Raw genomic sequence first — 13,155 nt, 5'->3', positions numbered from 1 at the left:
TCCTGCTCAGACGGTAATTTCGAGGCGAAGCCGAGGGCGATCTGGAGCAGGGGGAGACTGTGGTGAGGTTCGACTTTCCAGATGTGGGCAGCGCTGTCGAGGTGACCACCCTGGCGTGGCTGCTGCGCTGGCGGGCGGCGCACGAGCCCGACCGGATGGGCTACGTCTTCCTCGACGGTGATCTCGATGTCGCGGCCACCAGGACCTACGGCGAACTCGACCGCACCGCCCGGGCCATCGCGGTGAGGCTGCGGGAGGCCGGTGTGGTGGCGGGCGACCGGGCGCTGCTGCTCTATCCGCCCGGGGCAGACTTCGTCTCTGCGTTCTTCGGCTGCCTATTCGCCGGGGTGATCGCGGTGCCCGCGTTTCCGCCCGACCCGATGCGCTTCGAACGTACCCTGCCGCGTCTGCTTTCGATTGTCGCCGACGCCGGTCCCGCAGCGGCGCTGACCACCGAGCCGCTGCGGGGACTCGCCGAAGGGTTGCCAGACATAGGGTTGCCCTGGTTGACGACCGAGGACGTGCCCGACGCGGCGGCCGATGAGTGGACCCGGCCGACGGCGGACCGCGGGAGCACGGCGATGCTGCAGTACACGTCGGGATCCACCGGCGCGCCCAAAGGCGTGATGCTGACCCACGGGAATTTGCTGCACAACTCGCGGCTGATCCAGGACTTCTTCCACACCACACCACAGACCCGAGGCTTGAGCTGGCTACCGCCTTACCATGACATGGGTCTGATCGGGTGTGTACTCCAGCCACTGTTCGCAGGCCTGCCGATCTGGTTGATGTCCCCACTCGACTTCCTTCGCCGACCGCAGAGCTGGCTCGAGGCGGTGACCAAATTCGGTATCACAATGACCGGCGGCCCGAACTTCGCCTACGACCTGTGCGTGCGCCGGACGACCCCAGAGCAGCAGGCGCAGCTCAGCCTGAGCACGTGGCAGGTAGCGTTCAACGGCGCCGAGCCGGTTCGTAGATCCACCATGGAGCGCTTTTCCGCCGCGTTCGCCCCTGCCGGGTTCCGGGCCGAGGCGTTCCTGCCCTGCTACGGGCTCGCGGAAGCAACACTCATCGTCAGCGGAGGTTCGCTCGCCTCGACCGCTGGCGATGTCGACCCAGCGGCGCTCAGGCGTGGTGAGGTCGTGCCCGGGCCTGCTGGGGGACCGGTCAGCTGCGGCCCGGTCGCCGCCGACCAGCAGGTCGCGGTGGTGGACCCGGAAAGCCGGGAACGCCGCGCGCCGGATCAGGTCGGGGAGGTCTGGCTGCGGGGTCCGAGCGTCGCAGCGGGCTACTGGGAGCGGCCGGGGGACACCAGCGAGGTATTCCACGCCCGGATTGCTGGCGAGGGCGAGGAGAACTGGCTGCGCACCGGCGACCTCGGCTTTGTCCGCGACGGCGAACTGGTCGTCACCGGCCGGCTCAAGGACCTGATCATCATCAGGGGGCGTAACCACTATCCACAGGACCTGGAGGTGACGGCCGAGCGGACGCACCCGGCGTTGCGGCCCGGCTGCGCGGCCGCGTTCACTGTGGAGCACGATGGCGAGGACCGGGTGGCGATCGTGCACGAGGTCACCCACGGCGTCGCCGACACCCTCGACATCGCCGCAGTCGCAGGCGCGATCCGGCGAGGGATCGCCGAGCAGCATGGCGTCCAGGTCGCTTTGGTGGTGCTCATCCCGCCCGGTTCGCTGCCCAAGACATCGAGCGGCAAGGTGCAGCGGGCAGCCTGCCGCACGCGGCTGCTCGCCGGTGATCTGCCCGAACTCGGCCGGAACGAGACCGGCCGCGGCGAGACCACCCCGGACGGGCCCGCACCGACTCGCGCGCAACTGCTTGCCGCCGAGGGCCGCGACCGTCAAACGCTGATGGTGGAGACGCTGCGTCGATGGGCGGCTGAGGCCTGTGGGATTCCCGCGCCGGACCTCGCGCCGGAGTCGCCGCTGCTGGCAGCCGGGCTCGATTCGCTGGCCGCGCAGCAGTTGGGGCAGCGGGTCGAACAGGAGCTCGGCGTCGTGTTGCCGCTGGCCGAGGTACTCGCCGGGGCCGGTCTGGCAGACCTCGCCGGTCGCCTGGCGGGACAGCTCGATGCGGCTCGTGCCCGGCCGGTGGTCGGGTCTGCGCTGGCCGAGGCACCGTCGACCGTCCTGTCGCCGGGGGAGCGGGCGCTGTGGTTCCTGCATCAGATGGAGCCGGACAGTACCGCCCACACGACGGCGGCCGCCGTCCGGCTAACCGGGCCACTCGACGAGGTAGCCCTCGCTGCGGCGTTCGATGGTCTCGTCCAACGACACCCAGGGCTGCGGACGAATTTCGTGGCCCACGACGGCGAACCGGTACGGCGGCCTGGGCCCGGTGGCGAGTTCGTGCGGTCCGAGGTGGACCCCGAACAGTTGCCGGCCCGGCTGGCGGCGGACGCCGCCCTGCCGTTCGATCTGGCCTCCGGCCCTCTCGTCCGGCTGTATTTGTACCGTCTCGCCGCCGACGAACACGCTGTCCTGGTGACCGCGCACCACATCGCCACCGACTTCTGGTCCACCACAATCCTCGCCCGGGAACTCGCAGCCCTCTACACCGGGCAGGCACTGCCACCCGCCCCGGCTGTCCTTGCACCGTCTCCGGCTGGCGAGGACCTGCTCGAGTACTGGAAACGGCAGTACGGTGCCGGCGTGCCACGGCTGGAACTGCCCGCCCGGAATCCGTCGGGAGCCTCGCAGACGGCGGGCGTGCACCGGTTCTGCCTCGACGGCGACCTGCTTGCCCGGCTCCGGCGGTGCGCGGTCGACGAGGGTGTCACCGTGAACGTACTACTGCTCGCCGGCTACCAGGCCCTGCTGCACCGGCTGACCGGACAGGACGACGTGGTGGTGGGTACCCCGCTCGCCGCCCGGTCGCGGCCCGACGCCGCGGGCGTCGTCGGGTACCTGATGAACCCGGTGCTGATTCGCAGCCGGGCCACCGGCGCCGACCCTTTTCGGCACCTGTTGCGACAGGCACGGACCCAGGTCGTCGGCGCCATTGAACACCAGGACTTGCCCAGCGCGTTGCTTGCCGAGCAACTGACGGTCCCCCGGCACGGGCTTTTCCAGGCGATGTTCGTCTTCAACCGGCCGTCGCCCGGCGATACCGCAGCGTTTCCTGCGGCGCTGCTCGGCCACGCCGGCATCGTCCGAGAACTGGGCAGCCTGCGGGCCGAGTCCCTCCCGGTAGGCCAGCGGCACAGCGCGTTCGACCTCGAGATGGCGTTCGCCGATCTCGGTGACACGGTGCATGGCTCGCTGCGCTTCCGCGACGACATCCTCGACGTGGCGGCCGGGGAGCGCTTCGTGCGGCAATACACCGCGCTGCTGGACCAGGCGGCCACCAATCCCGCCGCACGGCTCGGCGGGCTGCCTCGGGCAGGCGACGATGAGCGCGACCAGGCGGTACAGGAATGGAATGCCACCGCGCGCGAGCTGGGCACCGGAGAATGCGTGCCGACGTTGTTCGCCAGGCAGGCCCGCCGATCCCCGGACGCCGTCGCTGTGCAGGCGGGGACCGCGTCGCTGACCTATCGGGAGCTCGATGAGCGAGCCGGTGGATTCGCCTCCCTGCTGCGGAGGGCCGGAGCCGGGCCGGGCGGACGGGTGGGGATCGTGCTGGACCGGAGCCTGGACCTGGTCGCCGCGCTGCTCGGCGTACTCCGGGCTGGTGCCGCCTACGTGCCGGTCGACCCGATGAGCCCACCCGGTCGCATCGCGGCCACGTTTGCCGACGCGGACGTGACGGCGGTGCTGAGTCACCGGGACCTGGCGGCGAAGCTGTCCGGCACCGATGTGCCGGTGATCCTCGTCGACGACGACGCAACGTCGACCGGGGACGACCCGGTGGTTACCGCGGGGGACGTCGCGTACCTCATCTATACCTCCGGATCGACCGGCGAGCCCAAAGGCGCGGAGGTGTCGCACGGCTCTCTGGTCAACTTCACGCTGCACGCCGCGGAGCAGTACGACCTCGGGCCGCAGGACCGGATTCTGCAGTTCGCCTCGATGGCGTTCGACACGAGCGCGGAGGAGATCTTCCCGGCCCTGCTGCGTGGCGCCTGCGTGGTGCTGCGGGACGACCGGATGCTGGCCGACCCGGCGACGTTCCTCGATGCCTGTGCCGCCGCCGACGTGACCGTGCTGGACCTGCCGACGGCGTACTGGCACGACCTCGTCGTCGCCCTCGGGCAAGGGGATGCCGAGCTGCCCGGCACCCTGCGGCTGGTGATCATTGGCGGGGAGCGGGCGTTGCCGGAGCGGGTCGCGGTCTGGCACGAACGTGTCGGCGGCCGGGTCCGGCTGATCAACACGTACGGGCCCACCGAGACGACAATCGTCGCGACCACCTGCGAGCTGACCGGCGCCGATCCGAGTCTCGGCGCGCCGATCGGGCGGCCGGTCGCCAACACCCGAGCCTACGTGCTCGATGACGAATGCCGGCCGGTGCCGGTGGGCGTGGTCGGTGAGCTGTACCTCGGCGGCGCCGGACTGGCGTACGGCTATTGGGGCCGGACAGCGCTGACCGCTGCGCACTTCGTGGCGGACCCGTTCGGACTGCCTGGCGCCCGGCTCTACCGCACCGGCGACCTGGCTCGCTGTCTGCCGGATGGCTCGATCACGTTCGTCGCCCGCGCCGACCGGCAGATCAAGCTCAATGGGTACCGGGTGGAGCTGGGAGAGATAGAGTCGGCGCTGCGGCGGCTGCCCGAGGTGACCGATGCGGCGGTGGTGCGGCACCGCCGGCCGGGTCAGTTGCTGGCCTACGTCACGCCGACGTCCGTCCCGGTCGCGCAGCTGCGTTCGGCGCTGCGGGCCGTGCTTCCCGAATACATGGTGCCGGCGCGGTGCGTACCGATCGCTGCGCTGCCCCGGACACCGAACGGCAAGATCGACTACGCCGGACTGCCGCCGGTCGGCCTAGACGAGGCGTCGGACGACGCCGCTGCGCCGGGGGAGCCGCCCCGCACGCCTGAGGAGCGGGACCTCGCAGCGATCTGGTGCGCGATTCTGGACGTGCCACGAGTGCGCCTGCACGACGACTTCTTTGTCCTCGGCGGGCATTCGCTGCTCGCTACCCGGATGCTCGCGCACGTCAATCAACAGCTCGGCGTCGACCTGCCGCTGCGCGCGATCTTCGAAGCGCCGACGCTGGCCGCCTTCGCGGCCCGGGTGGCGGAGAGTCCGGTGTTCCGTGCCGCGCCGGTGCCGCGGGCGCCGCGGGACGAGCCTTTGCCGCTGTCGTTTGTCCAGGAGCGGATCTGGTTCCTGCACCAGTTGCAGCCGGGCAGCTCGAACTACAACGTGCCCCGGGCGCTGCGGCTGCGCGGGCAGGTGGATCTGGAGACGGTCACTGCGGCGCTCGCCGAGCTCGAGGTGCGGCACGAGATCCTGCGGACCGTGTTCCCCGACATCGACGGTGAACCCGTGCAGGTGATCCTGGAGCCGAAGGGCATCCCGGTCGCACTGGCCGACCGGCGCGACCTGCCGGCCGACGATCGCGACGCCTGGCTCGACGACTTCGTGCGCGCCGCAGGGCAGGAGCCGTTCGATCTGGTCACCGGCCCGCTGCTGCGGGTCACCCTGGTTCGGCTCGCCGACGACGAGTACGTGCTGGTCGTGGTCGAGCACCACTTGATCCACGACGGCTGGACGCAGGGCGTCTTCCTGCGTGACTTCCTGGAGCTGTACGAGGCTCGTAGTGTCGGCCGCGAGCCGAACCTGCCCCACCTGCCGGTGCAGTACGCCGACTTCGCCGTCTGGCAGCGTCAGCAGATGCAGGGGGAGCGGCTGGAGTCGCTGCTTGCGTTCTGGCGCGATCGGATGGCGGGGGCGCCCCCGGTCCTCGACCTGCCGACCGACCGGCCCCGTCCCCGCAAGATGACCTCCCGTGGTGGGCAGGAGACGCTGGAGATCGACGGAGAGCTGGCCCGTGGGCTTCGGGAACTTGGCCGGCAGCAGGACGTCACGCTGTTCATGAGCATGTTCGCCGGGTTCGTCGCCGTGATGCACGGGCTCTGCGGGCAGGACGACATCGTCCTGGGCGCGGGCACCGCCAACCGGCAGCGGCCCGAACTAGAGAACTTGATCGGTATGATCATTAATACTGTGCTTCTGCGGACGGATCTGTCCGGCGAGCCGTCGTTTGCCGAACTGCTGCGCCGGGTCCGGGAGACCTGCCTCGACGCGTACGCCCATCAGGACATGCCGTTCGACAAACTGGTGGAGCAGCTGCGTCCGGTACGGAGCGTCAGCCACATGCCGCTGTTCCAGGTGATGTTCAGCTTCCTCGACACGCCGATGCCCGAGCTGCGGCTGCCAGGAGTGACGCTGGAGGTCTTGGACGCGCACAACGGCTCGGCGAAGTTCGACCTCAACGCCGTGATCATTCCACACGCCGAGCAGCGTTTTCAGGACGGCGCAACGGTGTCTGGGGTGGACGAGACCATCACGGTTTTGCTGGAGTACAACGCGGACCTCTTCGACGCGTCCACGGTCGCGGGAATCCTGGAGCAGTACGAGAATGTGCTGCGGGCAATGGTCGTGGAGCCGGGACGCCCTGTCGGTGAGTTGCTGGTCAGGGCCTCGGCAGGTGCTTGAGTTCGTTAGGAAGCCGCAGTTTCAGGCGTGATGTCGGGTTTCGGTGCTGGCCACGCACCGAGCACCACCGGGTCTTGGCCGACGACGCCGCTACGTTTCGAACGGATCCGGGGCCAAGACCTTCCCAGCCATCCCGCCGACCGCAGTTGCAGCGGCAGGGTTCACGGGTTTCCGGCCTGGCACCCTCGCGACACTCGGTCGCGGCCGGCGGTCTGGCCGGACAGACCTTGACGTCCTGAGCTGCTTTGAGGCAGCGCTGGAGCCAGCCTTCAGCTGCGGGAGCGTGAACTCGAGGAAGCAGGTCTTACGGCGAAGCGCCGCCCGCCCGGGCCGGCCGCCAGCTCGATGAGGTCGGCCACGCCCAGCGTCTCGGCCGTCAGGGCGATGTGCTCGGTGGGAGTGCCAGGCAGGCTGTGCGTGGCGTGGAGGATGCGGTGCCGATATCCGAAGGGACCGAGCCGAGCAGCATATGGGTGCCGATCCGTACTCTCGACGGAGTCTGTCGATGATCCCCTCGCTGCGCGTCGAGTAGCGACGTGTGCAGCAGTTCGTTCAGCTCCGTCTCGCTTCCCGTTCAGCGAACCTGAGCGAGTTCGGACGGTGAATGCGGGCGGAGGGCCCTAGCCCGATCGCCGGCACACGCGGTGATCGTTCGGGCTCAGCAGGACGTCGGCCGGCTCGACCAGGGGCCGGCGGACCGAGACCCAGCCGAGCATGACCGGCAGGGTGATCCAGTAGTTGCAGGACCTACACCAGGGACGCTGCGGAATGCCGGGGTGTTCGCCAGTGTCGGCGGGCGGCCGCCAGGAGCCGGGACGGGCAGGTGCGTCGAGCAGCCGCGTCGCCGGATTGCGCCGGTGGCATCGCACCACTACCAGCCGTTACGGCACCGCGTAGGTGTGCAGCTGGAGACCGGCGGCTCCAGGGTGACCCGTCGCACCTGCTGGATCGACCACGCTGGTGCCCCTACCTCTATGGCACCCTGATCCGGCTGCAGGTCGTTCCCCTGCGCGGCGACCATGATTCCAAACCGCTGTGGCTGTGCTGCTCTGCCACCGTGCGTCACCGTCCCGGATGTGGACTGAATCTACAAGGGATCAAGTATTGGCAACTCGGCCAAGGTTAAAGATCAAGTTCGGGGCGGGGGCCGTCGTGTGGTCATGCCGATTTCTGCGCGAGGGGACCGTACTCGTTGTCCGGGCCCGCTTTGGTCAACTGGCCGAGCAGGGCAGCGCGGGTCAACTCGGCCTTGTTGCCGACACCGAGCTTGGCGCGGATGCGCTTGACGTACGTGTCGACCGTATGCGGGCTGATCCCGAGTCGCGTAGCGATCTGTCCGTGGGTGAGCCCGCGGGAGATCTGCCGTAGAACCTGCTTCTCCCGTTCCGACAGGTGGTAGCCCGGGAGATCGGGGTGTTCCGCGGACGCCGGGGTCTGCGGTTCGCCGGGGCAGTAGAGGCAGCCAGAGGTGACGGCTCGTACCGCGTCGACGATGCGGTCGCCTGGCTCCCGTTTGCTGACCACGCCCGAGGCGCCGGCGCGCAGGTACGCGGCACCGTTGGAGGCGGCCTCGTTGTCCAGGACCAGCACGGCCGTGCTCCTTGCGGCATCGGTGATGTGGCCGAGGTCGTCCGGAGGGGACAGCGCATCAATGTCGACCAGGATGATGTCAGCTAGCCAGGACGGCTCCTCCTGGGGTGCGGTTCGTGACGAGACGATGACGATTCCTGCGTCGGTCAGCGTTTGGACCAGTCCGATCAGGAAGATGGGTGAACTGACGAGGATGTCGGTCCTGATCACTTGAGCCCCCGGTGCTGGTTGTGCCGCGCGATCGACGCTCGGCCTGCGTTCCCCCGCGCGGACGGAAAAGTGCATACGTCTATCCCGGCCGGCGTAGGCCGGGATTAGGTCGAAGGATGTCACTGGATGTAGCCCCAAGCTAGCAGCGGGTGCACTGCGCTCGCCGGTCCCTGCTTCCGGGGACTGGTGGCGACTGCAAGGGCGGATAGCTGCCGACCGGCAGGGGGTGTGCGCTCCACAGCGCGGCCCCCGAATTCGGGGACGTGTCCGGATTCCGCCGACCGCAACACAATGGGCCGACCCGCGTGGAGCCCGGCACAAGGCAGGTATGGACTCATGCCAGATCAGGACTTGAGACGAGACGACCCCCCAGAGGGCCAGGTCGTCGAGGCAGATGCGGATCCTCTGGAGCGGGCCGACGGGGCGCGCCGCCGGCGTCGCCGGTGGCGGGTGCTGAAGTGGTTCCTCGCCGCCCTCCTGGCCGCGATATTGGTCGTTTTGCTCTCATTTGCCTGGGCCGTTCGTCGCAGCTTTCCCGATTACAGCTCTGTGATCATTATGCCGGGTCTAAGCTCGGGGGTTACGGCCTACCGGGATGATCACGGAATCCCACATTTGTACGCATCGAACCAATTGGACCTTTTTGTGGCGCAGGGATACGTGCACGCCCAGGACCGCTTCTGGGAGATGGATTTCCGTCGTCACCTCGCCTCCGGGCGCCTCGCCGAACTGTTCGGCCCGTCGGAGATCCCCACTGACGCCTTCCTGCGGACGATGGGCTGGCGTGCGGTGGCCGAGCAGGAATGGGAACTGCTAACGCCAGACGCTCGCGCCAATCTTGAGGCATATGCGGCAGGTGTGAACGCTTGGATGTCGGACAATGGCGGTTCTGAGGCTTCTGGAACCAAAAGTCTGGAGTACGCTGTGCTCGGACTGCAGAACCCCGGCTACACCGTCGAACCATGGAGTCCCGTCGACTCCATTTCCTTGCTGAAAACAATGGCCTGGGATCTGATCGGCAACATCTATTCGGAAATGGATCGCTCTGTCCTGCTCGGGCAAGGGTTGACCCGTGCGCAGATCGAGCAACTATTCCCTGCATATCCCTTCGAGCGGAACGCTCCGATCGTTAGTGGCGGTTCGATTGTCAATGGTGCGTTCGATGCAAAAACAGCCGCTGCAGGTGGCTCGTTGGGAGGCGAGGGCGGGGCAGCGGACCAGGCTTGGCGCGGCGACGCGGCACCGGCGCTCGAGGCGCTCCGTGGCCGGATCGCCGCACTGCCAGCCCGGCTCGGCGTCAGCGGCACCGGCGTCGGGTCGAACTCCTGGGTGGTCAGCGGCGACCTGACCGCCTCCGGCAAGCCGCTGCTTGCCAATGACCCGCACCTCGGGCCGTCCCTGCCAGGCGTCTGGTACCAGAACGGGCTGCACTGCACCTGCGACTACAACGCCGCAGGCTTCTCCCTCGCCGGCATGCCGGGTCTGCTGATCGGACACAACGGGCGGATTTCGTGGGGGTTGACCAACCTCGGTGCCGACGTCGCTGACCTCTATGTTGAGAAGATCGTCGGCGACCGGTACTTCGACGGTACGACCTGGCTGCCGCTGACAATCCGAGACGAGACCATCGAGGTAGCCGGCGGGGATCCGATCACCGTCAAGGTACGGTCCACCAAGCACGGCCCGCTGCTGTCCGACCGGATGTCCGACATCTTCACCATCGCCGCCCGGCCACCGCTCGACCCCTCCGGTTCGCCGTACGCGCAGGTCTCACCGACGCACATACCGAGTCTCGACGTGGGTGCCCCCGGGGTGCCCGCGCACGCCAGCGCCCAGCCGTACGCCGTGGCGTTACGCTGGACCGCACTCGACCCCGGCCGCACGATCGACGCGATGTTCGACCTCAACCGGGCGTCGAACTGGACTGAGTTCCGGGCTGCGGCCGCGCTGTTCGACGTCCCCGCCCAGAACATGATCTATGCCGACGTCGATGGCAACATCGGATACCAGGCCCCGGGCCGGATCCCCATCCGTGGCAAGGGCGACGGCCGCTGGCCCGCGCCCGGCTGGGATCCGGCGTACGACTGGACCGGCTTCATCCCCTTCGAGGCGCTGCCCAACGAGTACAACCCCGACGACGGCGTGATCATCACCGCGAACCAGGCGGTGGCCGGCCCGCATTACCCGTACCTCATCACGAACGACTGGTCGTACGGCTATCGCAGCCAACGCATCGCAGACATGATCATCGACCGGGCGTCGCGCGGGAAACTGACCATCGACGACATGCGCGCGATGCAGATGGACAACTACAACGGCTTCGCTGCCACCGTGGTGCCCGCGCTGCTCGCCGCACCGCTCGCCGACGGCGACGAGAACGTGGCACAGGCCCGCGATCTGCTGCGTGGGTGGGATTTCCAGCAGCCAGCCGAGACGCCGGCCGCGTCCGCCGCGGCGGCGGCGTTCTACAACGCGACTCTGCTTCACCTGGTGAGGCGTACGTTCGACGAGCTGCCCGCCGGCCGGCTTCCCGGCGCCGGCGACGACGGTTGGGAGACCCTCCGCCCGCTCCTGGCCGAACCTCGGTCGCCGTGGTGGGACGACAAGCGCACCCCTGTCACCGAGACGATGAACGACATGCTGTCGCTCGCCATGAGCGACGCCGAGCGGGAGCTGAGCGACCGACTCGGCGACGACCCCACAGCGTGGCGCTGGGGCGACCTGCACACCCTCGCGCTAGAGAACGGCTCGCTCGGGCAGTCCGGGATCGCGCCGGTCGAGATGCTCTTCAACCGCGGCCCGGTGCCGGTCGGCGGCGGTGGCGGCATCGTCAACGCGACCAGCTGGGTGACGACCCAGGGGTACGAGGTCACCTACGTGCCGTCGATGCGGATGATCGTCGACCTGTCCGACCTGAACGGCTCGCGCTGGGTCCAGCTCACCGGTACCTCCGGGCACGCCTTTCACCGCAACTACACCGACCAGGTGGACCTCTGGCGCACCGGGCAGGACACGCCGATGCTCTGGGACCGCCCAAACATCGAGTCGGCGGCAGAGCACACCAGCACCATGAAACGAGAGGGTGACCAGTGAAACTGAAACGCCGGACGATCGTCTTCGAGGCTGCGGACATTCAGGCGGAAAGCACGTTCTGGGCGGAACTGCTGAGCGGCTCGGTCGAAGCCAAGGACACCTGGCACAACGTTTGGGTGGACGGGGACTGGCATATTGCCGTCCAGCTGGCGCCCGAGCACGTGTCGCCGACATGGCCGGACAATGGCTGGTCACAACAGGTCCATCTCGACTTCTACATCGAAGACCTCGAAGCCGCCCATGAGAAGGTACTCGAACTAGGCGGACGGCTGGTGAAAGCGGTCGACGACCCCGCCGCGCGCACCGGGTTCCGGGTCTACGCGGACCCGGCCGGCCACCCGTTCTGCCTTGCCTGGCCCTGAGCTTCCGTATGAAGCAGACACACGGTGGTGGCGGTCCCCGCAGGGACCGCCACCACCGTGTGTGCTCAGGCGTACGGGGTCATCTGGAAGCTGACGAATCGCCAACCACCGCTCTCGTCGCGACGCAACACCTGGGTGGCGACGCCGGCGAGAGTGCGTTCACTGCCGTCGGGCGAACGCAACAGGTTGGTCAGTGGCCCGGTCACCACCGCGACGTCGCCGATGAGCCGGATGAGCAGCTCGCCCCGGGTGATGTCGAGATAGGGGCGGCGCTTCGCGGTGTGCTCCAACAGTTCCGCCTTGCTGTGCGTGACGCCGTGCGCGTGGGTGTGCACGAGCGACTCGTCGAACATCGCGTCGAGCGCGTCGAGGTCGACGGCCACGAGTGCGTGCCGGCGGCGGCGTTCCAGAGCGTGCACCTCCTCGATCGCCCGCTGGTCGGGGGCGCTCATGCGGAGGATCTGGGCGAGAGTTCGCACGCGTTCTCGGCGACACTCAGCAGCGTGTCGGCCAAGTCGCCCTCGAACTTGATCACCTCGGGTGTACGCAGCTCGGGCGGCCGGTCTCCGTCACTATCCATCGGATACAGGCTGTTCGCCGCGACGTCCTGGGCGATAGCGACCAGCCGTCGCAGCAGCTGAGCCACCACGTCGTGCCTGGGCACCGGGGCACGCAACGTCGTGAAATAGGAGTCATAGATCATCCCGGCCAGCCGGTGGCCCGGTTTGCGGACCTGAGCCTCCCGCAGCAGGGATCTGCCGTTGGCCACCAGACGCGCGGCGACACCGTCGTGCACCTGGTGCAGCAGCGTGATGGCTGCGGTGAGCTCGTCGGCGTCCGCCTGCGCCATCGGGGGCAGGCTGCGGCACCGGAAGAGGTCGCGGATCGGCCAGTAGTCCGGCGCCCAGCTGCCGCTGAACGCCCGGTGTCGGCGCCGCATGCTGGGCCGGATCAGCACGTTGTAGAGGTCGGGCGGGCACGAGCCGGTGTAGAGCAGCATCGCCGAATAGCCATCGACGTAGCGGCTGATCGGCGCGACTACCTCGCCGGCAGGGCGACGGCCCTCGTTCAGGTCGTCGAGAAGCTGCGCGATCAGCCGCCACGCGATGAAGCACACCTGGTGCCCGGTGATCCACCGGAACCAGAACAGATCCTGCGGCTCGACGTTGAGCTCCGGCAGGCCAGTCTCACCGATTGTGCGCAGATACCGGCAAGTCTCGGCGTACGCTCCGGCCGGCACCACGTCCGCCGCCCCGGCGTCGGGGGCGCCCACCGTT

At 68.5% G+C, this 13,155-nt stretch carries 6 protein-coding genes; 3 read left to right on the top strand and 3 right to left on the bottom strand.

From position 1 onward, the window contains the following. Positions 1 to 62 precede the first annotated feature (62 nt). Positions 63 to 6,623 (top strand): amino acid adenylation domain-containing protein, encoded by a 6,561-nt coding sequence (locus ACN27J_RS18435; RefSeq protein WP_421367789.1) that lies wholly within the window; start codon positions 63 to 65, stop codon positions 6,621 to 6,623. Between the two features lie 1,158 nt (positions 6,624 to 7,781). Here the strand turns inward: ACN27J_RS18435 and ACN27J_RS18430 are convergent. Further along, positions 7,782 to 8,498, bottom strand: coding sequence for a helix-turn-helix transcriptional regulator (locus ACN27J_RS18430; RefSeq protein ID WP_421367787.1), 717 nt, complete (start codon positions 8,496 to 8,498; stop codon positions 7,782 to 7,784). A gap of 375 nt (positions 8,499 to 8,873) precedes the next feature. Between ACN27J_RS18430 and ACN27J_RS18425 the strand changes: the two genes are divergently transcribed. Continuing rightward, positions 8,874 to 11,516 (top strand): penicillin acylase family protein, encoded by a 2,643-nt coding sequence (locus ACN27J_RS18425; protein WP_421367784.1) that lies wholly within the window; start codon positions 8,874 to 8,876, stop codon positions 11,514 to 11,516. Continuing rightward, a complete protein-coding gene (locus ACN27J_RS18420) occupies positions 11,513 to 11,878 on the top strand; it encodes a VOC family protein (RefSeq protein ID WP_421367782.1) in 366 nt (121 codons plus the stop codon). The genes ACN27J_RS18425 and ACN27J_RS18420 overlap by 4 nt, the downstream gene beginning before the upstream one ends. 65 nt (positions 11,879 to 11,943) lie before the next feature. Here ACN27J_RS18420 and ACN27J_RS18415 read toward each other — a convergent pair whose 3' ends face one another. Together ACN27J_RS18415 and ACN27J_RS18410 are read right to left on the bottom strand one after the other, a co-directional pair. After that, entirely contained in the window at positions 11,944 to 12,330 is a 387-nt protein-coding gene (locus tag ACN27J_RS18415) for a YybH family protein (protein WP_421367779.1), read from the bottom strand. Then, complete coding sequence (locus ACN27J_RS18410; protein ID WP_421367776.1) at positions 12,327 to 13,151, bottom strand: hypothetical protein; 825 nt, start codon at positions 13,149 to 13,151, stop codon at positions 12,327 to 12,329. Before ACN27J_RS18410 ends, ACN27J_RS18415 begins: the two co-directional genes overlap by 4 nt. Positions 13,152 to 13,155: the final 4 nt, after the last annotated feature.

The organism is Solwaraspora sp. WMMB762 (assembly GCF_049179115.1).
GTDB lineage: Bacteria > Actinomycetota > Actinomycetes > Mycobacteriales > Micromonosporaceae > Micromonospora_E.
The sequence above is the reverse complement of the archived record's forward strand: the minus strand, read 5'-3'. Positions and strand labels throughout refer to the sequence as shown.